Annotated in this window: 24 protein-coding genes; 9 read left to right on the top strand and 15 right to left on the bottom strand. The window is 62.8% G+C overall.

What is annotated here, in order from left to right:
• The first annotated feature begins 14 nt into the window (after nt 1-14).
• The 6 genes from U0O11_RS11070 (at nt 15) to U0O11_RS11095 (ending at nt 6932) form a co-directional block, all read left to right on the top strand.
• Nucleotides 15-719, top strand: a complete 705-nt coding sequence (locus U0O11_RS11070; protein ID WP_324690015.1) for a TRAP transporter small permease — start codon at nt 15-17, stop codon at nt 717-719.
• A complete protein-coding gene (locus U0O11_RS11075) occupies nt 716-1996 on the top strand; it encodes a TRAP transporter large permease subunit (protein ID WP_192837780.1) in 1281 nt (426 codons plus the stop codon). Before U0O11_RS11070 ends, U0O11_RS11075 begins: the two co-directional genes overlap by 4 nt.
• 129 nt (nt 1997-2125) lie before the next feature.
• The gene (locus U0O11_RS11080; protein ID WP_324690017.1) at nt 2126-3172 is read left to right on the top strand and encodes a TRAP transporter substrate-binding protein; all 1047 of its coding nucleotides are present in this window, start codon (nt 2126-2128) and stop codon (nt 3170-3172) included.
• Between the two features lie 93 nt (nt 3173-3265).
• Nucleotides 3266-4201, top strand: a complete 936-nt coding sequence (locus U0O11_RS11085) for a YncE family protein (RefSeq protein WP_324690019.1) — start codon at nt 3266-3268, stop codon at nt 4199-4201.
• Between the two features lie 43 nt (nt 4202-4244).
• The gene (locus tag U0O11_RS11090) at nt 4245-5309 is read left to right on the top strand and encodes an amidohydrolase family protein (RefSeq protein WP_324690021.1); all 1065 of its coding nucleotides are present in this window, start codon (nt 4245-4247) and stop codon (nt 5307-5309) included.
• Nucleotides 5310-5351: 42 nt separating this feature from the next.
• Nucleotides 5352-6932, top strand: a complete 1581-nt coding sequence (locus U0O11_RS11095) for an aldehyde dehydrogenase (NADP(+)) (protein ID WP_324690022.1) — start codon at nt 5352-5354, stop codon at nt 6930-6932.
• 128 nt (nt 6933-7060) lie between these two features.
• Here the strand turns inward: U0O11_RS11095 and U0O11_RS11100 are convergent, their stop codons facing one another.
• The gene (locus tag U0O11_RS11100; RefSeq protein WP_324690024.1) at nt 7061-7981 is read right to left on the bottom strand and encodes a LysR substrate-binding domain-containing protein; all 921 of its coding nucleotides are present in this window, start codon (nt 7979-7981) and stop codon (nt 7061-7063) included.
• 177 nt (nt 7982-8158) lie between these two features.
• Between U0O11_RS11100 and U0O11_RS11105 the strand changes: the two genes are divergently transcribed.
• Nucleotides 8159-9127 carry a DMT family transporter gene (locus U0O11_RS11105; RefSeq protein WP_324690026.1) on the top strand — a complete coding sequence of 323 codons (969 nt, stop codon included), beginning with the start codon at nt 8159-8161 and terminating at the stop codon, nt 9125-9127.
• A 174-nt stretch (nt 9128-9301) separates the two neighbouring features.
• Here the strand turns inward: U0O11_RS11105 and U0O11_RS11110 are convergent, their stop codons facing one another.
• The 4 genes from U0O11_RS11110 to U0O11_RS11125 all read right to left on the bottom strand — a co-directional run bounded on the left by U0O11_RS11110 (nt 9302) and on the right by U0O11_RS11125 (nt 12819).
• Nucleotides 9302-10585, bottom strand: coding sequence for a TRAP transporter large permease (locus U0O11_RS11110; RefSeq protein ID WP_024952532.1), 1284 nt, complete (start codon nt 10583-10585; stop codon nt 9302-9304).
• Nucleotides 10582-11211, bottom strand: a complete 630-nt coding sequence (locus U0O11_RS11115; RefSeq protein WP_324690030.1) for a TRAP transporter small permease — start codon at nt 11209-11211, stop codon at nt 10582-10584. The genes U0O11_RS11110 and U0O11_RS11115 overlap by 4 nt, the downstream gene beginning before the upstream one ends.
• A 3-nt stretch (nt 11212-11214) precedes the next feature.
• A complete protein-coding gene (locus U0O11_RS11120; protein WP_324690032.1) occupies nt 11215-12189 on the bottom strand; it encodes a TRAP transporter substrate-binding protein in 975 nt (324 codons plus the stop codon).
• A gap of 498 nt (nt 12190-12687) precedes the next feature.
• A complete protein-coding gene (locus U0O11_RS11125; protein ID WP_324692521.1) occupies nt 12688-12819 on the bottom strand; it encodes a GTP cyclohydrolase, FolE2/MptA family in 132 nt (43 codons plus the stop codon).
• 45 nt (nt 12820-12864) lie between these two features.
• Between U0O11_RS11125 and U0O11_RS11130 the strand changes: the two genes are divergently transcribed.
• Nucleotides 12865-13068, top strand: a complete 204-nt coding sequence (locus U0O11_RS11130; protein WP_324690034.1) for a metal ABC transporter permease — start codon at nt 12865-12867, stop codon at nt 13066-13068.
• Nucleotides 13069-13113: 45 nt separating this feature from the next.
• Here U0O11_RS11130 and U0O11_RS11135 read toward each other — a convergent pair whose 3' ends face one another.
• Nucleotides 13114-13599: a MarR family winged helix-turn-helix transcriptional regulator gene (locus U0O11_RS11135; protein WP_324690035.1), complete on the bottom strand. Its 486-nt coding sequence runs from the start codon at nt 13597-13599 to the stop codon at nt 13114-13116.
• A gap of 103 nt (nt 13600-13702) precedes the next feature.
• Between U0O11_RS11135 and U0O11_RS11140 the strand changes: the two genes are divergently transcribed.
• A complete protein-coding gene (locus U0O11_RS11140; RefSeq protein WP_324690037.1) occupies nt 13703-14602 on the top strand; it encodes an EamA family transporter in 900 nt (299 codons plus the stop codon).
• A gap of 149 nt (nt 14603-14751) precedes the next feature.
• Here the strand turns inward: U0O11_RS11140 and zigA are convergent, their stop codons facing one another.
• The 9 genes from zigA to U0O11_RS11185 form a co-directional block, all read right to left on the bottom strand.
• The gene (gene zigA / locus U0O11_RS11145) at nt 14752-16008 is read right to left on the bottom strand and encodes a zinc metallochaperone GTPase ZigA (RefSeq protein WP_324690039.1); all 1257 of its coding nucleotides are present in this window, start codon (nt 16006-16008) and stop codon (nt 14752-14754) included.
• 353 nt (nt 16009-16361) lie between these two features.
• Nucleotides 16362-16946: a HupE/UreJ family protein gene (locus U0O11_RS11150; protein ID WP_324690041.1), complete on the bottom strand. Its 585-nt coding sequence runs from the start codon at nt 16944-16946 to the stop codon at nt 16362-16364.
• Between the two features lie 104 nt (nt 16947-17050).
• A complete protein-coding gene (gene ureG, locus U0O11_RS11155; RefSeq protein WP_175089557.1) occupies nt 17051-17689 on the bottom strand; it encodes an urease accessory protein UreG in 639 nt (212 codons plus the stop codon).
• Between the two features lie 81 nt (nt 17690-17770).
• Complete coding sequence (locus U0O11_RS11160) at nt 17771-18472, bottom strand: urease accessory protein UreF (RefSeq protein WP_324690045.1); 702 nt, start codon at nt 18470-18472, stop codon at nt 17771-17773.
• Nucleotides 18462-19079 carry an urease accessory protein UreE gene (locus U0O11_RS11165; RefSeq protein WP_324690047.1) on the bottom strand — a complete coding sequence of 206 codons (618 nt, stop codon included), beginning with the start codon at nt 19077-19079 and terminating at the stop codon, nt 18462-18464. Before U0O11_RS11165 ends, U0O11_RS11160 begins: the two co-directional genes overlap by 11 nt.
• Before the next feature lie 48 nt (nt 19080-19127).
• Nucleotides 19128-20831 (bottom strand): urease subunit alpha, encoded by a 1704-nt coding sequence (ureC, locus tag U0O11_RS11170; RefSeq protein WP_324690049.1) that lies wholly within the window; start codon nt 20829-20831, stop codon nt 19128-19130.
• Between the two features lie 158 nt (nt 20832-20989).
• Entirely contained in the window at nt 20990-21319 is a 330-nt protein-coding gene (locus tag U0O11_RS11175; RefSeq protein ID WP_107336426.1) for an urease subunit beta, read from the bottom strand.
• A gap of 11 nt (nt 21320-21330) precedes the next feature.
• The gene (gene ureA / locus U0O11_RS11180) at nt 21331-21633 is read right to left on the bottom strand and encodes an urease subunit gamma (RefSeq protein WP_324690052.1); all 303 of its coding nucleotides are present in this window, start codon (nt 21631-21633) and stop codon (nt 21331-21333) included.
• 42 nt (nt 21634-21675) lie between these two features.
• Nucleotides 21676-22599 (bottom strand): urease accessory protein UreD, encoded by a 924-nt coding sequence (locus tag U0O11_RS11185; RefSeq protein WP_442872628.1) that lies wholly within the window; start codon nt 22597-22599, stop codon nt 21676-21678.

Genomic DNA, 22599 nt, shown 5'->3' on the forward strand with positions numbered 1-22599 from the left:
TCGGGGATGACACCATGAACAAACTGACCCAAGAGATGCCGTTAGCCATGTCGATCAAACCGCCCTCCGCCACGCACGCCGAGTCCCGCAAGGCCGCTGGCGCTGCGCAGGACACGGCAGCTCCGCAGGACAAGACCACTGTGCAGGAAAAGACAGCTCCGCAGGACACGGCCGCCCCCTCGAACATTGCCGTCGGCATCACGGCGCTGTTCAAGGGACTCGAGAAGACCCTGACCCTGCTGATGGTGCTGGCACTGGTGGCGATGATCGTACTGGTATTCGTCAATGTGGTGCTGCGCTACGGCTTCAACAGCGGCATCTCGATCAGTGTCGAGCTGTCCCGCTTCCTGTTCGTGTGGGTCACCTTCATGGGCGCGGTCACGGCGCTGATCCGCCAGGAGCACCTGAGCGTCAATACCTTCGCCGACAAGCTGCCAGCGGCCATGCGCGCTGGGCTTGATCGGCTGGTGACCCTGGCGATGCTCGGCTGCTGTTTGATGCTGCTCAAGGGCAGCTATGCCCAGACGGTGCTCAACTGGAGCAACCTCTCTCCCATCAGCGGCATTCCGGTCGGCGTCTTCTATCTCGCCGGCCTGATGGCGGGCGTGATGATGTCACTGATTCTGCTCTGGCGTCTGCTGACGCCGCTGGCACTGCATGCTGTCACGCCGCGCGTCGCGTCGAGCCACGCCTCTGATTCGCAAGGAGATACGCCATGACCATCGGGCTCTTCCTCGGCTCCCTGCTGGCCGCCATCGGCCTGAGCCTCCCCATCGCCTTCGCCCTACTGGTCAGTGCCATCGTGCTGATGCTGCATCTGGATCTCTTCAACTCGCAGATCCTGGCCCAGAACCTGGTCAATGGCGCCGACAGCTACACCCTGCTGGCCATCCCCTTCTTCCTCACCGCCGGCGAAGTGATGTCGCGTGGCGGCCTTTCCCAGCGCATCGTCACGCTGGCGATGTCACTGGTGGGCCACCGCAAGGGCGGGCTCGGCTTCGTGGCCATCTTCGCCGCCATCGTCATGGCCAGCCTGTCCGGTTCTGCCGTCGCCGATACCGCGGCGCTGGCCAGCATGCTGCTGCCGATGATGCGCAAGGCCGGCTACCCGCTGGGTCGCTCCTCCGGCCTGATGGCCGCCGGTGGCATCATCGCGCCGATCATCCCGCCTTCCATTCCACTGATCATCATCGGGGTCGCCGGTGGCATCTCCATCGGCAAGCTGTTCCTCGCCGGCATCGTGCCGGGGCTGATCATGGGCGTGACCCTGGTGGTGATGTGGCTGTTCATGACCCGCAAGGAAGATCTGGTGGTCACGAAGAAGGCCAGCGGGCGTGAACGCCTCAAGGCACTCAAGGACAGCTTCTGGGCCATCATGCTGCCGGTCATCATCATCGGTGGCATCAAGAGCGGCATCTTCACCCCGACCGAGGCCGGTGTGGTCGCGGCGGTCTACGCCATCTTCGTCGCCACCGTGGTCTACCGCGAACTGGACTTGAGCCAACTCTACGCCGTGCTCGCCCAGGCCGCCCGCAGCACCGCCATCGTGATGTTCCTGGTCGCCGCGGCGATGGTCGCCTCCTGGCTGATCAGCATCGCCCAGCTGCCGCTGATGGTGGCCGGCCTGCTGCAGCCGCTCGCCGATGATCCGCGCATCCTGATGCTCGCCATCATGGGTATCGTGCTGGTGGTCGGCATGGTGATGGACCTGACGCCGACCATTCTGGTGCTCACGCCGATCCTGATGCCCATCGTCAAGCTGGCCGGCATCGACCCGGTCTACTTCGGGATCATGTTCGTCCTCAACTGCGCCATCGGCCTGATCACCCCGCCGGTCGGCAACGTGCTCAACGTGATCACCAGCGTCGGCAACCTCAAGTTCGAGAAGGCAGTCAGTGGCGTCGCGCCCTTCGCCCTCGCCTATGTGGTGATTCTGCTGCTGTTCGTCGCCTTCCCGCAGATCATCACCGCGCCGCTTTACTGGATGACCGACTGACCCCGTGACAACCACAACCACGAAGCCGCAAAAGACGACAGAAAGAAGGCAAGACGCCAACGACACGCCGCTTGCTTAGACAGTCGCCAACAAAGACAGCCGCCACAAAGACAACAAGAGAGCCATTCAATGACACCCATGATCAAGACGACCCTCGCCAGCCTGCTGTTGATCGCCCCTCTGAGTGCTGCCCATGCCCAGATGACGCTCAAGCTGGCCCACGCCGCCCCGACCACCGATACCCAGCAGCAGGCGGCCGAGCGCTTTGCCGAGCTGGTCAAGGAAGGCACGGATGGCGAGATCACCGTCAACATCTTCGGCAATGGTGTGCTCGGGGGCGACCAGCAGATGATCGCCGGCGTGCGCAGCGGCACCATCGATATCGAGATGTCCGGCAACCCCAACTTCGCGGGCCTTCAGCCGGCGCTGGGCGCCTTCGATCTGCCCTACATCTTCCCGGACCGCAAGACGGCCTATCAGGTGCTGGACGGCAAGGTCGGCGACGATGCCCTGGCACTGCTCAAGGAAGACAACCTCAAGGGGCTGGCCTTCTGGGAAGTCGGCTTCCGCGCGATGACCAACTCCAAGCACCCGATCAAGACCCCCGCCGATGTCGATGGCCTGGTGATGCGCACCAACTCCAACAAGTCGCTCATCGAGGCCTTCTCGTTGCTGGGTGCGAATCCGGTGCCGATGCCGCTGGGTGAGCTCTACACCGCGATGGAAACCGGCACGGTCGACGCGCAGGACCACCCGATCAGCATCGTCTGGTCGGCGGGCTTCTATGAGGTCCAGGAGTACCTGTCACTGACCAACCAGGCATACACCTCGCTGCTGATGGTGATGAACGACGACAAGTTCGAAAGCCTGTCACCAGAATATCAGCAGGTACTGGTAAGCGCGGCGCGCGAAGCCGGCGATTATCAGCGTGAACTGAACGCGAAGAACGAGCAGAAGATTCTGGCTGAACTGGCCGACAAGGGCATGAAGATCGAGACCGATGTCGATACCGCCGCCTTCCAGAAGGTCGTGCTGCCGACCTGGGACAGCTATATCGCCACCAATGGACGCGACTGGATCGATGCCATCCAGGGCGCCAGTCAGGCCAGTGCCGATGTAAATGCAAAAGCCGAACCGCAAGGCACGCAGAAGACCACGGCCGCCGTGACGCAGTGACGCAGTAACGCCCATCCGTTCTATCGCCTTGCTTACCTGTCATCCAGCGAGGGCATGAGCCCTGACGGCACCCTCGCTGATTGGAGAAATGTCATGTCCCGAGATGCTCTGCTGCTCAACCAGAAATGCGCACACACCCTGAGCCTGTTCGACGCCACCAGCGGCGAGGAACTCCACCATCTTCGCCTGCCGGATTACCCGCATGAGTTCGTGGTGGATTCCACCGGCCGCTACGCCTTCGTGGGTCACTACGGCATCCTCGGTGCCGACTGTATCGGTGACCAGGGCGGCTGCTCGGTGTTCGTGGTCGATCTCGAGACCTTTACGCTGGTCAATACGCTCAGTACCTGGCCCTACTATCGTATCCACGGCCTGGGCATCGATGACCAGGACCGCCTCTACGCCATGAGCGAAGGCCACAACACCCTGCTGCTGTTCAATACGCCCCTGACCCAGACCACGCCAGATCTGGCCGTGTCCTCCGGTGGCTACAAGACCCACCTGTTCGCGCTCACCAAGGCCGGCGACTGGGCCTACGGCATCAATCTGCTCAGCAATACCATCACCAAGTTCAAGCCTCACGATGCCACCTTCACGCCCATCGCGATGATTCCGGGCCGCAAGCCGGAGGGCAACAGTCTTTCCGCCGATGGCCGCACCCTATTCATCAGCAATCGCGATGACGACAGCATCGTGGCGGTGGATACCGAATCGATGACCGTGCGCGCCTCGGCGACCACCGGTCGAGATCCCAACCGCATCTACCGTGACCCCAAGGGGCGCCTGATCACCACCAATTACGGGGAAAGCTCGCTGTCATTGTTCGATGAGGCGCTGGCGCCGCTGGGCACCATCCAGCTTGAGGCGATTCCCATCGCGATGAGCTTCCACCCGGATGGCGAGCAAGCCTTCGTCTCGCTCAAGGGCGATCGCATCGCGGTGTTGGATCTGGAGAGCGGCCAGGTACGCAGAAGCTTCGCGACACGCGCCGAGCCGGACGTGTCCTGCCTGCTGGTGCGTGACCACTGAGTCAATCGGCACTTGATGCTTCTAACCAGGACACGAGCCAGTCATGACGGATACCACATTCAGGCACGAGCCATCACACAGTCAGCCGCTGATCGATGCGCACCATCACTTCTGGGCACTGGATGGCCAGGTGGCGTACCCCTGGTTGGAAGAGTCACCGGTGGAGAACTTCTTTCTCGGCGATTACGCCGCGATCCGCCGACCCTTTGTGGCCGCGGACTTGAAGCGCCTGGTGCCTGAGGGCTTCCGGCTGGTGGGCAGTGTGCACTGTGAAGCCGAGGCCGCACGCTCGCAGGCACTAGAAGAGACGCGCTGGATCACCCGACAGCAGGCCACTCATGCACTACCCAGCGCGCATGTCGGCTGGGCCGCCTTCGGCACTGACGAGTGCGCCGCACAGCTGGACGCTCAATGTGAATCGCCGCTGTTTCGTGGCGTTCGCGCCAAGCCAGTCACCGCTGCCACGCCGCAGACCCGCCAATCGGTGGCGGGCACCAGCGGCAGTCTGCAGGACCCGCGCTGGTGCGAGGGACTGGCGCTGCTCAAGGAGCGTGACCTGAGCTGGGACCTGCGCGTGCCCGCCTGGCATCTAGAAGAGGCGGCCGCGACGCTGGAGGACTTCCCCGGCTTGCGCGTCATCCTCAACCACAGCGGGCTGCCGTGGGATCGCACGCCAGAAGGCCTTGCCCAATGGCGCGCAGGCATGCGGGCGCTTGCCGACAACCCGAATGTCGCCGTCAAGCTGTCGGAATTGGGCACTCCCTGGCATGCCTGGGATGCCGGCGCCAATCGTGAGCTGCTATGTGAGGTACTGGATATCTTCGGTGCCCAGCGCTGTCTGTTCGCCAGCAACTTCCCGGTCTCCGGCCTCAAGGTCAGCTATGGCGACTGGCTAGCGCTGGTGACCAGCGCCATTGAGCAGATGGCGAGCACCGACCTGCGCCAGAACACCCTCGACAAGGTACTGCACGACAACGCCATTCACTGGTATCGCCTACCGATTGCCACTATCGCATCGCCCACGGATGCTGCCGCTGTCCCCAGCTCCACCGCTACTACACCTTCTATTACGTTCTCTACTGCAACCCACACGACACGCACGGCCTGACTCAACCTGCCTCAGGGCTTCACTTATCAAGGAGAAGACACGATGTCACACAACGGTCATCAGCTTATCGGACAACGCAGCTTCGCCGCTCAGGGCGAGGCGATCCACGCCATCAATCCGGCCACGGGTGAGCGTCTGGAGCCCGCCTATCCGGGCGCCGACGCGAGTACGGTGGAAGAGGCCTGCCAGCTGGCCAGTCAGGCCTTCGATGCCTATCGCGCCACATCGCCCGACGCGAGAGCCGCCTTCCTCGAGACCATCGCCGAGGAAATCGATGCACTGGGCGATACCCTGACACAGCGCGCCATGCAGGAAACCGGCCTGCCCGAGGCACGCCTGAACGGTGAACGCGGCCGCACCTGCGGGCAGCTCAAGCTGTTTGCCAAGGTACTGCGCCGCGGTGAGTGGCAGGATGTGCGCGTCGACCCTGCGCTGCCGGAACGTGCGCCCCTGCCGCGTGCCGACCTGCGCCAGCGTCAGATCCCGCTGGGCCCGGTGGCTGTCTTCGGGGCCAGCAACTTCCCGCTGGCCTTCTCGGTGGCCGGTGGCGATACCGCTTCCGCGCTGGCCGCAGGCTGCCCGGTGGTGGTCAAGGGACACTCGGCTCACCCGGGCACCTCGGAACTGGTCGGTCAGGCCGTGGCGCGCGCCGCCAAGCGTTGCGACATGCCGGAAGGCGTCTTCTCACTACTGTTTGGCCCCGGCAATGAGGTCGGCCAGGCGCTGGTCAAGCATCCAGAGATCCAGGCGGTCGGCTTTACCGGCTCGCGCAGCGGGGGCACCGCTCTGCTGGCCCTCGCTCAGGCGCGCCCGCAGCCGATTCCGGTCTATGCCGAGATGAGCAGCATCAACCCGGTCATCCTGATGCCGGCCGCACTGGAAGCCCGCGGCGAAGCGCTGGGCAGCGCATTCGTCGGCTCGCTCAACATGGGCGCCGGTCAGTTCTGCACCAACCCGGGGCTGGTGCTGGCCATCAAGGGCGAAGCACTGGAGCGCTTCAAGCAAGCCGCCATTCCCGCCATCCAGGCAAGTCCGGTGCAGACCATGCTGACGCCGGGCATCCACAAGGCCTATGCCGAGGGCGTGGCAAGCCTGTCCTCACAGCCCGGCATCACCTGCCTGGCCAGTGGCGAAAGCGACTCGCCCATCGCCAGCCCCTGCCAGACCCAGCTGTTCAGCACCCAGGCGAGTGACTTCCTGGCCAATGAGGCCATGCAGGCGGAAGTCTTCGGCTCCAGCTCGCTGATCATCGAGTGCGATGATCTCGCTCAGCTCAAGCAGGTCTGCAGTGCGCAGGAAGGCCAGCTGACCGCCACCATGCACCTGGATGACGCCGATCACGATGCCGCACGTCAGCTGCTGCCGGTGCTGGAGCGTCGCGCCGGACGCATCCTCGTCAATGGCTGGCCGACAGGGGTCGAAGTCTGTGACGCCATGGTCCACGGCGGCCCCTGGCCCGCCACCTCCGACAGCCGCACCACCTCGGTGGGCACCGCCGCGATTCACCGCTTCCTGCGTCCGGTCTGCTATCAGGACCTGCCGGATGCCCTGCTGCCACCGGAGCTCAAGCACGACGCGCCCTCCGACATCAGCCGCTTGGTGGATGGGGTGCGGGAGGGGTGATACCCCGCCATTGAACAAGATGTAGTGCAGTCCACACCTGCCAGAAGAGCCACCCCACGGGGTGGCTCTTTCACGTTCAGGGCTCATGTCTGGACACTGTGCTCAGCCTTCCTGCTCAGCTCTCCTGCTCAGACATTCTGCCCTGACACACCACCCTCCCCAGCCTTGGCGATCAGCCAATCCCGGAACAGTCGCGCGGAGTCCGAGAGCGGTCGATCGAGATCAAACACGAGATGCTCCGCGAGGCCGGTGATCGCGCGATGATTCGTGACACGTACCAGCTCGCCCTTGGCGATGGCCTCCGCCGCCATGAAGTCCCACGCCAGCCCGATGCCGGCGCCTCGTTGAATGGCGGCGTAGGTCAGCGTCAGCTGATTGAAGGTGATGTCGGACTTGGGCGCACGGTAGCGAATACCGAAGTGGGCAAACCAGTGAGACCAGTCCATGCAGTTCCAGGAGGAGTCCAGCTGAATCAGCGGCCGCTGGGCAAGCTCTTCCAGCGAAAGTCCCTGCTCCTCGATCACATCCGGGCGCGCCACCGGATAGATATCTTCGTGAATCAGCGGCGTGGCACCCAGCGCTGGCCATTCACCGTCGCCATAGAGGATCGCGAGATCATGGTCCGGCACCATGCTGGCATCCATCTCGTTGCTGGCGTGGATGTGCACGGTGATCTCGGGGTGCTCGACGCTGAAGCGCAACAGGCAGGGGAACAGCCAGTACTGGGAGACGGCATGCGTTGCCAGCACGCTGACGGTGTCAGGATGCTGTAGCGCGCGCAGGCGCTGTCCGGCCATCTCGAGCCCTTGCAGCGCCGGCAGAATGTGCTGCTGGTAGAGCATCCCCGCCTTGGAAAGCGTGACACCGCGCGCCTTGCGCACGAACAGCGGCGTGCCAAGTGACGCTTCCAGCGCGCGAATCTGCTTGCTGATGGCGCTCTGAGTCAGGCACAGCTCATCGGCGGCACGGGTGAAGCTTCCCAAGCGACTCACGGACTCGAAGGCCGCGAGTCCCTCCAGTGAGGGAAGATGGCGAAAACGTCCTGCCATGGGGGCTCCCTGTATTTGGAATTGTGTCTGTGTTTGTCATTGCGCTCGCGCGGATGGCTCCAGGCAGCTCTCTCACCTCACATTCCTTTATGGAATGTCTGGATGCGGCAAAGTCGCTGCTTGATCCCGAAGTAACGCATTAGAATGGCCCCTTGATCAAGACAAGGGCGACTCATCATGAAGAAAGCAATAGTCCATGCTGGCATGGCAGGCGCCCTCTGGGGAGGCGTCATCGTGTTGCCATCACTGCTTGGTGACATCCATCCAGTGGTCATCAGCTGCGCGCGTTTCGGACTCTACGGACTGTTTGCCGCGGCGATCGCGTTGCCCCATGCTCGCCGCCTGTCTGCTCGCCTCACTACGCGCGATACCCGCTTGCTGCTGGAGTTGGCACTGACAGGCAATGTGGCGTATTTCATCCTGCTGACGGCAGCCGTCCAATATGCCGGCGTGGCCATCGCGGCATTGATCAACGGGCTGGTACCGGTGGCGGTGATGTTGATCGGGAGACGCCATATTCAGGCGAGCCGCCTGTCCGTGAGCCTGTCCCTGACGCTGATCGGGGTGGGAATCGTCTGCATGAATGTGCCTGTTCTGCTTCGCTTCCTGCAGGGCGCAGGAGAGTGGCAAGACCTGCTCGGCGTGCTGTGTGGCTCGCTCGGCGTGATGTCCTGGGCATGGTTCGCGCTGCGCAATGCCCAGCAGCTCAAGGCCGGTCGTTTTTCCGCGCGAGAATGGTCCACTCTGCAAGGCATCGCAACCGGGGTCGTGGCAGTGATGATTCTTGTGCTGGTCGCCGTCTTGCAGCCGCGGATATTGCCGCTGGAGCTCGCGCCTGAACGCTGGCTGGCCTTCGCTGCCGCAGCCCTGTTCATGTCGGTCGGGGGCTCCTGGATCGCCAATGCCCTGTGGAATTCCTCGGCCCAGCGCCTGCCGGTATCGGTAGGCGGACAGATGATCGTCTTCGAGACCTGCTGCGCGTTGCTCTACGGATATCTGCTGGCATGGCAATGGCCGCAGAGCAATGAAGTGCTGGGCATGCTGTTGATTCTCGGCGGTGTGATGTGGACGCTGCGCGCCGAGCAGCGTGTGCCCGGCCCTCGAGAGGCTGTGGGTGGCGTACCTGTTACGGGATCAGAGCAGTGAAATACCCCACCTGATGAAGCCTGGGTTGGCCGATGGACATCCCCCGCACATTTCACTCACCTATTTCACTCATCTATTTCAGACACGCCAAGGCCGCCTCAAAGGGCGGCCTTGGCGTGTCTGGTGAGCAGTCTCCCTCACTGCCCTCTCAACCATTGCTCTCAGCCATAGCGATTAACCATAGAAGTGCTCGACAAGACTCATGGGAATCGCCGGCACGTAGGTGACCAGCATCAGCACCAGGAAGAGCACGAAGATCATCGGCAGATTGACCTTGGTGGTTTCCCACATGTCCGTCTTGGCGATGGAGCATGAGGTGGCCAGTACCGAGGCCACGGGCGGCGTCTGCTGACCGATGGCCAGATTGAGGGTCAGGATCAGACCGAAGTGGATGGGGTCGATGCCGATCTGCTGGATCAACGGCATCACGATCGGTACCACCAGAATGATGGCAGCAGCACCGTGCAGGAACATGCCAAGCAGGAGCAGCAGGATGTTGAGCAACGCCAGCACCGCCACCGGGTCCGTGGTGATCGCGGTGATCTCCTGGGCCAGCTGCTGCGGCAGCTGCATCTCAGTCAGGAACAGCCCCAGCACCGCGGAGGTGGCGACCAGCAGCATCACGACCGAGGTCTGGATCACGCCATCGATCACCGCGCGATACAGCACCTGCAGGTTCAGCTCACGGTAGACCAGGCCCCCGATGACCAGCGCCGCCAGCACGGCGATGCCCGCGCCTTCCGTGGCGGTCACGAAGCCGCCGAAGATACCGCCCAGAATGATGACCGGCAGCGTCAGGGCCCAGAAGGCCTCGCGGAACGCCTTGCCGAGTGTCGACAGCGAGAAGGCAGCCTCACGCGGCATGTCATACTTGCGGGCGTAGTAATAGCAGAGCATCGCCAGCCCCAGACCACCCAGAATCCCCGGGATGATGCCGGCGACGAACAGCTTGACGATGGAGGTGTCCGCGATGGCCCCGTAGAGAATCATCGACAGCGACGGCGGGATGATGATGGCAAGCGACGCCGAAGACGACGTGATCGCCGCCGAGAACTGCGGCGTGTACTTGCGCTTCTTCATCTCGGGAATCAGCACCGAGCCCGTGGCTGCCACATCGGCCACCGCAGAGCCGGAAATCTCAGCGAAGAACAGCGATACCCCGACATTGACCATGGCCAGGCCACCGCGCACGAACCCGACCATGGCCGTGACGAGGTTGATCAGTCGCATGGAGATGCCCGAGGTATTCATCAGCGCGCCGGCCAGAATGAACAGTGGAATCGCGATCAGCGGGAACTTGGTGGCGCCATTGAAGAGTGTCAGCGGCACGTTCACCAGCGCATCCACGCCCATGAAGATCACCACTCCGACGACCCCGACGGTGCCGATGGCGACCGCAATGGGCACGTTGATCAACACCAGTGCGAACAGCGCCGCGATAATGATCAGTAGCGTCATGAACGGTGCTCCTTGAGGTCTTGCTCGGCCAGACGGATGGCTTCCGCGATCTCTTCCTCTTCGCTGTTGACGCCTGCACACATCTTGCGCCAGGCATGAGGCAGACTCAGCAGTTCGCACAGGATGAAGAGCGCCGCACTGATCGGAATCACCGACTGGGTGACATCCAGACCGATGGCCGGCAAGGCGATGAGGGAGTCCCAGGCCAGCACGTCAAGCACCTGATAGCCGAACCAGCCCACCACGGCAAAGAATCCGACCACGATTAGCTCAGAGGTAATGAATAGCGTACTGCGCAGTGCGATGGGCGCCTTGGTGATCAGACCAGGGAAGCCCATGTGGGAACGCTTCAGAGCCGCCAGACCAGCGCCATAGAAGCTGAGCCAGGCCAGATTGATCGAGGCGACTTCGTCATACCAGGGCAAGGAGCCACCGAAGGTACGCAAGGCCACCGCCGCCAGCACGATTACCGTCAGCGAGAGCAGCAACCCGACGGTGAACACTTCCAGGCAGCGCTCCACCACCTGGTTGACTCTGTCCAGCAGGGTCACATCAGCCGTGGCCGTCAGTCCTTCCCCACTCTCGGTGGGGAAGGTTGCCTTGGCCGCATGGGAATGCGAGCTCATGACTTAATCCTTGGCCAGTGCCATGGCCCGGTCAACCATCGCCTGGCCACCGTCGACCTTGTCGGAGAACGCCTGATAGACCGGCGCGCTCGCGGTGACGAAGGCATCCCGATCCACCTCATTGACGGCCATGCCGCCCGCCTTGAGGCTCGCCAGCAGCTTGTCATCCAGTTCTGCGCCCTTGGCGAAGGCCCAACTCTGGGTCTCGGCGGACACCTCGGCAATCGCGGCCTTCACGTCCTCGGGCATCTTGCCCCAGCCGGCCTGACTGCTGGTCAGCCAGATGGGCGAATAGACATGATTGGAGAGTGACAGGTACTTCTGGACCTCCTGGAACTTGGCGCCATCGATGTTGGACAGCGGGTTCTCCTGGCCGTCGACCACCCCGGTCTGGAGTGCCACGAAGACTTCCGAGAAGGCCATCGGTGTCGGATTGGCACCCCACGCCGTGAACATGCCGGTACGCCATTCGCTCTGCGGGGTGCGCAGCTTCAGGCCGTCCAGGTCTTCCGGCTCCACCACGGGATGTTCATTGTTGGTGATCTGGCGGAAGCCGTTCTCCCAGGTGGAGACCAGCTTGAGGCCCTTGGCCTTGGCATCCTCGGCCAGGTCCGTCATCACGATCTCGTCATCGATGCGCTTGAGATGCTCGCGATCCTTGACCATGAACGGCATGTCAAACAGTGCAAAGCTTGGCGAGACGGATGACATCACCGAGGAAATCGCGGCCAGATCGACCGTGCCGAGGCGCAGCTTCTGGATCAGCTGGCGCTCATCGCCCAGCTGACCGCTGTGGTAATACTCGACCTGATGCTCATCCCCGAGTCGAGCCTGCAGGCTATCGGCGAAATGTTGCGCAGTCTGGCCCTGCAGACTGTTGGGGCTACCGCCGATGGCAAACACGATCTTCTCGGCATGCGCAGTGGTGGTACCCAAGGCGGCGGCTAACAGCGTGGCGGCAAGCATGGCTCGCTTCATTGTCGAATCCCTTTGATTGTTATGATTCTGGATATGGACGTATCGGGTCTGGCTTGCCATTTGATCGCTCCGGACCTGAGTCTGTGTCGGCGAGACTGACTCACGTACGTCACGTTCAAATTCCACTCCCTAAAGTGGACTGCAAAACATACCAGATGAAGCAAAACTTAGTCGTCCACTGCCGCATCGGTCAATCATAGCGCCGCAGAAATAGACCTTTGTCTAGCGAAACACGCAACAATCCCCCTTCCCCGACCTCATCTGGACTGGATGGCAAACCACATACCGACATCAATCATCTGATGTCGTCAGCCGCGGTGTCTGGAGGTTTTTCAGCCCTGCAAAACCAAAAGCCCCGCCGATTTCCTCGGCAGGGCTTGCATGCGGGCCAGAGACGCCAACGTCTCGAAAAAGGGCATAACGGGCGAGTGAGGCTGGAGAACGCGACTTGAGCGCCAGGCAAGAGCGCGACTGGGCATCACTCAGCCACGGCGTCACTCAGTCACGACGCCCCCAGGCCACGGCGTCGTGCGGATGAAGACTTTCGATATGCCGCACGTGGACATGTGCCTCGCCGTCTGAGATCGCCAGGCCATTGATCAACCTGCGTGCGGCGTCTTCGACGAACATCAGATTCTGGCCATTGAGCGCCGCTTCTGTCACACCCCGGAGCTGATGACTATAGCCGCCGCCATCATCGGCGAAGTCTCCACCACCGGCGGACTGCAGGCAGCTTACTGGCTGGATACCCCCACCGGCCCCACCATCGTGTGCCTGGCCACCCTGCTGTTTGCCCTGAGCAGTGCAGCGGCACGCATCTCACGCCTTGTCACACGTCTTGTCTCACAGACCAGCAGCGAAGCGTCTGCTCGAGGGTGAGCTGGTGCATGCCCATACAGAGGCCCGATGGGTGCTGCATGATAGCTAGCGTTGTTCATCAGTCATCAGCTTGCGCAGCAGACAGGCAAGCTGATGTTGTTCATCGCTGTCCAGCGCACTCGCCATCCGTTGCTGATTCTCGACATGCGCTTCCAGAGTGGTGTCGATCAGACGACGCCCTGCTTCCGTCAGCGCGACACGATTGCTGCGCCGATCCTCATCACTGGCCTGGCGCTGCAACAACCCTCGCTTCACCAGCTGATCTATCCGCGTGCTCATGGCACCGGAAGAGAGCATCAACGTCTGATACAGCTGAGTCGGGGTCAATGGCGCCTGCGAACGTCGCAGCGTCGCCAGGATGTCGAACTCGACAGTCGACAGGCCCTCCTTCTCGAATACCTGCTCCATCCTCGAGCCAAACACGCGACCTGCCCGACTGATACGCCCGAATATGCCCATCGGCCGACAATCCAGATCGGGGCGAGCCTCCTCCCACTGCGCAAGAATGCGATCCACGGCATCCGTCATCATGAAACCTCCCAGTTATCTTTCCAAAAAGATACTTTGATGACGGCGGATTTGCGAGTACTCTCACATCTATCTTTCAAGAAAGATACTTCAAGGAGAGACAAATATGCTATCTTCACACCTGAAGGTTCTCGCCATGACCGCCACGGCCCCGATCATATGGGGAAGTACTTACCTGGTGACACAGACCCTTCTCCCTGCCGACACCCCACTCACCGCAGCCACCATTCGCGCCCTTCCCGCGGGACTGCTGATTCTGCTCTGGACTCGACAGACCTTGTCGGGAGGGTGGTGGGTGAAAGCCATGGTGCTGGGCACTCTCAATATCGGACTCTTCTTTACCTGCCTGTTTGCCGCTGCCTACCGCATCCCCGGCAGCATGGCCGCCTTGCTGCTGGCAAGTCAGTCGGTGTGGGTTCTACTGCTGAGCCGCTGGTGGCTGGGGACAGGCTTCAGCATGACAGCCACAATGCAGTGTGGACTGGGCATGGTCGGAGTGGTGCTGCTGCTCAATCCCGGCCAAGGTGGGCTGGACATGACAGGGGTCGGGATCGCACTGCTCGGTGCTGTCTCGATGGCCGCCGGCATCGTACTCAGCAAACGCTGGCAACGTCCGCCCGACGTCAGTCAATTGAGCCTGACGGGCTGGCAATTGATCTTCGGTGGAATGTTGCTGCTGCCCCTGGCCGCCTGGTCGGAAGGCATACCGACCAATCTCGAGCTGCAACATCTGCTGGGCTATGGCTACCTGATCCTGCCGGGTGGAGTGCTCGGTTATGGCCTCTGGTTTGCCGGCATCCAGCGATTGCCCGCCTTTTCCGCATCACTGCTGGGTATCTTCAGCCCGTTGACGGCAACGGTGCTGGGTTTTGTGTGGATGGGCGAGTCATTCGGGCCCCTTCAATGGCTTGGCACTTTCTGCATCGCTTCTGCCCTGACATTCCCCCTCTGGGTATCGCTCAAGCGACGTAGCGCTCAGCCAAGCCGTCATGAGTTGACTCCATGACCCACCGGGGGAACCGACGTGCATGGGCAGCCGGCCTTTAACGGGAAGGCCATCTCTGCAAGGAACGTAGAAACAGAACCCCCCACTGATCGCGGATCAGTGGGGGGTCTTGGCGAGTGTCAGCAGATCAGGGACTTTCGCGCCGTCGTTCATTCCCAGGCGGGGAACGGGTCTGGCAGACCACGCCAGGCTTCCTTGCCCGCCAGCAGCGTGGCGTCATCGAGCAGGCACTCATCCAGCGCTTGGCGGATACGGGCCTCATCCAGATTCTGACCGATGAACACCAGCTCCTGGCGCATGTCACCGAACGGCTCCTGCCACTTTTCCTGGATCGACGCCAGATACTCGGGGTCTTCGGGCCATTCGACCTTCGGTACCGCCTTCCAGAACATGCCGCCGAACCCGTAGTGGGCGATGCCACCGGCCTGGTTCCACTGCCCGGCAAACTGCGGCCGCGTGGCAAGCCAGAAGAAGCCCTTGGAGCGCAGCAGCTTGCCACCGAACCAGTCTCCGTGGAGCAACTGGTGGAATTTCTCGGGATGGAACGGCACGCGCGCATGGTAGGAGAAGCTCGAGATGCCATATTCCTCGGTCTCCGGCATGTGCTCGCCGCGCATCTCCTTCAGCCAGCCCGATGCCTGTTGCGCGCGATCGAAGCTGAAGCGGCCAGTGTCCAGCACCTTGTTAAGCGGCACGGCGCCCTTCGTCATGGACATAATCTCGGCCTCCGGGTTGAGCGAGCGCAGCACCGCGCTCAGCTCATCCAGCTGCGAGGCATCGAGCAGGTCCGACTTGCTGATCAACAGCACATCACAGAATTCGATCTGATCGACCAGCAGGTCGGCGACATTGCGCTCATCGTCTTCGCCGAGGCTTTCCCCCGCTTCCGCCAGTGACTGCGCCTCGCGATACTGAGTGAGGAAGTTGGCGCCATCCACGATGGTGACCATGGTGTCGAGACGCGCGACACTGGAGAGGCACTGGCCGTCCTCGTCCTCGAAGGTGAAGGTTTCCGCCACCGGCAGCGGCTCGGAAATGCCGGTGGATTCGATCACCAGGCAATCAAAGCGCCCTTCCTCGGCCAGTCGCCGTACCTCGATGAGCAGGTCCTCACGCAGCGTGCAGCAGATGCAGCCGTTGCTCATCTCGACCAGCTGCTCCTCGGCACGATTGAGCGTCACCTCGTTGTCCGCACCGGGTGCGCCACGCACCATGGCAGCATCGATGTTGACCTCGCTCATGTCATTGACGATCACCGCCACTCGACGCCCTTCGCGGTTGGCAAGGATGTGATTGAGCAGCGTCGTCTTGCCGGCACCCAGAAAGCCGGACAGCACAGTGACTGGCAGCGCCGGAGGCAGTGAATCGGGCCTGTCAGGAGAGGAAGTCGATTGCAGAGTTGTCATCAGTCATTGCCTTGGATTCATGAGGGGGCATCACGCCGAATCAGGTGCTGCATGACGCCCATGAGGGCTTGTCTCACAGAGCCCTTGTCAGAGCCCTTGTCAGAGCCCTTGTCAGAGCCCTTGACAGAGGGCTTGCATCAGCAAGCACGATTGCGCGGAAGGTCGAGGAATGCGCCATCATCCACTCGACCCCAAAATGATACGTTATAACATTTCTATAAGGCAATCCCTTACCCCCTTCCTCCAAAAAGCAAAAAACGCCCCGCTGACAGGTCAGCGGGGCGTCGATAGCGCAATGAATCCAATGCGAGAGCTCATGTCATCGTCATGAATTCCCTCAACCTGAAATCTTCCTAGACCGCCATGATCACGGCAGAGGCCATCACCGCCCCACCCACTAGACGTGAAGCAATGGCGGGCACACCCATCAGGAGCTGGCCGATTGCACGGCCCAGCAACGCCAGGGCCAGCGTCGCGACCACGAAGCCCGCCATGTAGCCCGCGGCGCTGCCAGCCGCCGGCATTTCCAGCGCATGGGCGAAGCCGTGACAGGCCATGAAGCCGGCGACCATCACGGCGCCAGCCAGGGTGGTCAGACGCAGCAGCATTGCCACCAGCGCACCGGAGGCCAGCACCGAGAGCAGAATGCCCTGCTCGGCGATCAGCGCATGCAGCGCCTGCCCACCACTGAGCAGCGCGATGCCCGCCCCCGCCAGCATGCCGAAGCCCATCAACAGCGGCGTGGCAAGCGTCAAGGCCCGCGACTGACGCACACTCCAGATGCCGATGGCCAGCATGGCCAGCAGGTGGTCCAGCCCGGTAAAGGGATGCGACAGGCCCGCCATCAGCCCCTGGGCATCATGGCCGGGGTGGGCAGAGGCCGAGGTCGCCACCAGCAGCAGCGAGGTGGCAAGCAGTGCGGGGTGAGAACGCTTCATGTGTCATTCCTGAACAAGATGATGATGAATCCCCCCGACACCCGTGGTGAGACGAATGCCGGGAGACAATGAATCCTAAGCCAGCGGCAGAAAACGCTGTACGGTCAGGCCTGTGCCGCCAGCTTTTGCGGGCGACGCTCCGGCAGCATGCCGCGATCCAGAATGAAGGCGATGATCTCTTCCAGCCCGACACCGTCATACAGATTGGCGAACACGAAGGGCCGCTCGCCACGCATCTTGCGCGAATCGCGATCCATCACCTCGAGCGAGGCATGCACCTGCTCGGCGATGTCGATCTTGTTGATGATCAGAAGGTCCGACTTGGTGATGCCCGGCCCGCCCTTGCGCGGAATCTTGTCGCCTGCCGAGACATCGATCACATAGAGGGTGAGATCGGAAAGCTCGGGGCTGAAGGTCGCGGACAGGTTGTCGCCACCGGATTCCACCAGCACCAGCTCCATGTCCGGATGGCGGGCCTGCAGATCATCGATGGCCGCCAGGTTCATCGAGGCATCCTCGCGAATCGCGGTATGCGGGCAGCCGCCGGTCTCGACCCCGAGGATACGGTCCGCGTCCAGCGCTTCATGGCGCAACAGGAAATCGGCATCTTCGCGGGTGTAGATGTCATTGGTGACCACCCCGATGTCGTAATGATCGCGCAGGGCCAGACACAGTTGGCGCAGCAGCGCCGTCTTGCCGGAGCCCACCGGCCCACCCACTCCTACGCGTAGACAATGCTTCATGGCAGCTTCCTTTCTCGTGAGATATCAGACGTTCATGTCGGTCGGTTCAGGCGCCGCCGCCTCAAGACAGGCGGCCTTGGCTCAACTCCTGAACAGACGGGAATATTGTGTTTCGTGCTGGGCGGAGGCGAGCGCCAGCCCCGGCAATATCGGACCAAGCTCACCATCCATACGCTCAAGCGCCTGCGCGACGATTTCCACCACGCGGGGGCGCAGCTGCTCGGTCAGGCGTTGGGCGGCGGTGTGCCCCAGCGGCATGGCCTTGCAGGCCACCGCCAGCTGATTCTCGAGCCAGGCCCAGGCGAAGCCGATCAAGGTCTGACGCGGCGGCACCCCACGCTGGTGCGCCACCCAGGCAAACACCGTCACGTAGCCGGGTGACTGCGGCATCAGCGCGACTGGTGGCTCGAGCTCGAGACTTCTGAGCAGGCGCAGCAGCGCCGCCCCGAGTCGCGCGTCCTCATCGCTGAGTTCGGCGGTTTCACGGGTCGCCTTGAGCCAGCCATCCCACTCGTCGAGCGCCGGTGCATCCCCCTCGGCCCACGCCTGCTGCAGACGCACCAACAGTGGCAGCTCGCAACGGCCAAGCCCGTCTTCCAGCACGCCGTCGATCCACTCGCCAAGCTCCTGCTCCTGAGTGACCCAGCCAAGCTCGAAGGCACTCTCCAACCCCTGAGACCAGGCAAAGGCGCCGATGGGCAAGGCCGGACTCACCAGCTGCAACAGCCCCAGCAGCGCCAGATCCTCCTGCGCCGGCAGGCCCGCCATAGCATCAGTGCTCATGCGTGTGCTCATGAGCGTGGTTGTGAGAATGGCCGTGGCTGTGCTCATGGGTATGGCCGTGAGAATGAGCATGCCCCTGCCCCGCCTGGGCATAGGCGCCCGGCTCAGGGTCAAAAGGCGCCTCGTGATGGGTAAGAGTCGCGCCCAGTCGCTCGGCCAGCTCTTCCAGCACGTGATCCGGCGGGAAGCGCACCCAGCCGATTGCACTCTCTGCTTCACCCTTTGCTTCGTCCTTTCCTTCACTACCGCCAGGGTCAGGCGTCTGCATGCCGATGGCGAGCTGCACATGGCGATTGCCCAGGTGATAGCAGAGCGCGGCCATCGGGCGCCCGGCGGCGATGTGGGCAGTCACTACTGGCTCATCTGCAGCGCGGATGAGGATCACCTCGCCCTCGCGCGAGGCTAGCCTATCTCCGTCACGCAGTACCGGGCCGCGATCCAGAAACAGGCCGACCTCGCGCCCGCCGTCGGTGGTGGCTCGCAGGCGCCCGCGGATGCGCAGTTCCAGCGGCAGGGTCAGGGTGTCGAGGGGCTCGGCATCGGTGTGAGCGCTCGCTGGGTCGCCTGATCCACTGGCGTCTGGCAGGCGATGTATCAATTCCATCATGGCGTCGATCTCGAATAGGGAGTCAGAACAGGCACTTGAAACAGGCCTTCAGAACAGGTGATAGCGCTGGGCCAGCGGCAGCTCGCTAGCAGGCTCACAGGTCAGCAGCTCACCGTCGGCGAAGACTTCGTAGGTCTCGGGGTCAACCTTGAGCTCCGGGCAGGCGTCATTGAGTTTCATGTCGCACTTGCGCACCTGACGTACGTCGCGGCAGGCGGACAGCGGGCTGTCGAGCCCGAGCGCTTCCCCAACACCCGCCTTGAGTGCCGCCTGGGAGACGAAGGTCAAGCGCGTGGCGCTGGCCGCCTTGCCGAAGGCGCCGAACATCGGGCGGTAATGCACCGGTTGCGGTGTAGGAATCGAGGCATTCGGGTCGCCCATGGGTGCGGCAGCAATCATGCCGCCCTTGAGGATGCAGGCCGGTTTGACGCCGAAGAACGCCGGAGACCACAGCACCAGGTCCGCCAGCTTGCCGACTTCAATGGAGCCGACCTCGTGGGCGATACCGTGGGTGATAGCCGAGTTGATGGTGTACTTGGCGATATAGCGACGCGCGCGGAAGTTGTCGGTGCCGCGCTCGCTGTCCTCTGCCAGCAGGCCGCGCTGTTCGCGCATCTTGTGCGCCGTCTGCCAGGTACGACAGATCACCTCGCCCACACGGCCCATCGCCTGGGAATCCGAGGACATCATCGAGATGACACCCAGATCATGCAGGATGTCCTCGGCGGCGATGGTCTCGCGGCGAATGCGCGAATCGGCGAAGGCGACGTCCTCGGGGATGCTCGGGTCCAGGTGGTGGCAGACCATCAGCATGTCGAGGTGCTCATCCACCGTGTTGACGGTGTAGGGACGCGTCGGGTTGGTGGATGACGGCAGCACGTTGGGCCGCGAGCAGGCGGTGATAATGTCCGGGGCATGGCCGCCACCGGCACCTTCGGTGTGGAAGGTGTGGATGCAGCGGTCCTTGAAGGCCGCCAGGGTATCCTCAACGAAGCCCGACTCGTTCAGGGTGTCGGTATGGATCGCCACCTGCACGTCATGGGCATCGGCGACGGTCAGACAGTTGTCGATGGAGGCCGGCGACGTGCCCCAGTCCTCATGCAGCTTGAGGCCGATCACGCCGGCCTCGATCTGCTGCTCCAGCCCCTGTGGCAACGAGGCATTGCCCTTGCCGAGAAAGCCGATGTTCATCGGCAGGCTATCCACCGCCTGCAGCATCTTGCCAATATGCCACGGCCCCGGCGTACAGGTAGTGGCATTGGTGCCGGTGGCAGGCCCGGTGCCGCCGCCGAGCATGGTGGTGATGCCGCTCATCAGCGCCTCTTCCACCTGCTGAGGGCAGATGAAGTGGATGTGCGGATCGACGCCACCGGCGGTGAGAATCTTGCCCTCACCGGCGATGATCTCGGTGCCCGGGCCGATCACGATATCCACATCGGGCTGGGTGTCGGGGTTGCCCGCCTTGCCGATGGCTGCGATGCGCCCAGTCTTGAGACCGACATCCGCCTTGACGATGCCCCACCAGTCCAGAATCAGCGCATTGGTGATCACGGTATCCATCACGCTGTCATCGGCGCGCTGGCTCTGACCCATGCCATCGCGGATCACCTTGCCACCGCCGAACTTCACTTCTTCCCCGTAGTGGGTGAAATCCTTCTCCACCTCGATCCACAGCGCCGTATCGCCCAGACGCACGCGGTCCCCGGTGGTCGGGCCGTACATGTCGGCATAGGCCTGTCGCGTTATCTTCATGGGTTGCCTCTTGATCCCTGAGCCACAGCTTCTAAGCCAAAGCTTCTGAGCTGCAGTTGCTAAGCCGCAATTTCTGAACTGCAGTCGCCAAGTGAGCTCCGAACTGAATGCCTGTCAGCGCCATTGCCTGACGTCTTGCCGGAAGGAGCGTCGCTCGCTCAACGCTCGACACTGCCGTCATCCTTGAGCTGTCCCATCACCTCGCCGCGGAAGCCATAGATATGACGACTGCCGGCGAAGGGGATCAGCGTGACATCACGCGTCTGCCCCGGCTCGAAGCGAATCGCCGTGCCGGCGGCAATGTCCAGGCGCTGCCCGAGGGCGGCCTCGCGATCAAACACCAGCGCCGGATTGGCCTCGGCAAAGTGATAGTGCGAGCCGATCTGGATCGGTCGGTCGCCGGTATTGCCGACCGAGAGCGTGGTGCGCAGGCGGTCCTCGCAGAGAGAGATCTCGCCGTCCGCCACCAGATATTCACCGGGAATCATGATTGCTCGCCTCACACGATGGGGTTGTGAACAGTCACCAGCTTGGTGCCGTCCGGGAAGGTCGCCTCGACCTGCACCTCGGGAATCATCTCGGCGATGCCTTCCATCACGTCGTCACGGGTCAGCACCTCCGCACCGCGCCCCATCAGCTCGGCCACGCTCAAGCCTTCGCGTGCGCCTTCCAGAACCTCGGCGCTGATCAACGCGATGGATTCCGGGTAGTTGAGCTTGAGGCCCTTGGCCTTGCGGCGTTCCGCCAGCAGCGCTGCGGTGAACAGCAACAGCTTGTCCTTGTCTCTTGGCGTCAGTTCCATGTCGTGGCTCTTGTGGTTGTCATTCAGTGGGGTCTCTCGAGATCAGGTCAGCCAGATACGTGGTACCTGTGCCTCAAGCCCCGTCATCAGTGGGCGCAGGAGCTGCCATGCCTGCTGGCACAGCGCCCAGGCCTCGTTGCGTTCATGGCCCAGATAGCGCAGCAGCAATACGCCTTCGCGGCGGGTCACCGCCCAGCGCGGGGAAGCCGGCAACGCCTCACGCAGCGCCTCGATGGCCGCCGCTTCATCCTCGAGCCCGACCGCCCACAGCGTCGACTGCACACTGCAACCGCCCTGCCCCCAGCGCCCGGTGAAGCGCGGATGCAGCGGGTCCAGCGACTGACGCTCGATCCACACTGGCTTGCCGTCGCGGGTCAGGCGGAAGCGTTGTTCGAGATGACCGCTGACGAAGGGCAGCTCGCCGACCGGGCGGCCCAGTGCCAGCACTTCCCAGCCCAGACAGCGCGCAGAGCCGGCAAGCTCGAGGGTGGTGGTCTGTTCGCCACGCGAGCCATTGAAGGCCAGCGTCTCCTGAGGCAGCCATTCCAGGGTGGCCCCATCGGCGACCTTGAGATGCGTATGCTGGCCCCAGGCCACGCCGTTGCGGTCGGCCTTGTAGAGCTTGGCCGCCGCCGGTGTGGTCAACAGCACATGCGCGCCCTCCTCCACCTCGGCCTCGATCTGCAGCGCATCGCCGCTGACCAGCCCACCCGGAGGATGCAGCAGATAGACGTGGCAGCAGCCGTGGCGGCCTTCGGGGTAGAAGGGCCGCTGCACGCGCAGCGGGCCGTGATGACGGCGACGCGTCAGGCGGGTGATGACGCGCCCGCCATCACTGGTGTCGCGCGCATCAGCCTCGAACCGCAGCGCCAGCGAGGCCTGCCACTGGCGCTGGTCATCGAAGCGGTGGCCGGAGGCATTGGCCTCACTGCGCACGGCATCCGTCGCGCCGTCAGCGGGAATCAC

Origin of the sequence: Cobetia sp. D5 (assembly GCF_035666195.1) — a bacterium.
GTDB lineage: Bacteria > Pseudomonadota > Gammaproteobacteria > Pseudomonadales > Halomonadaceae > Cobetia > Cobetia amphilecti.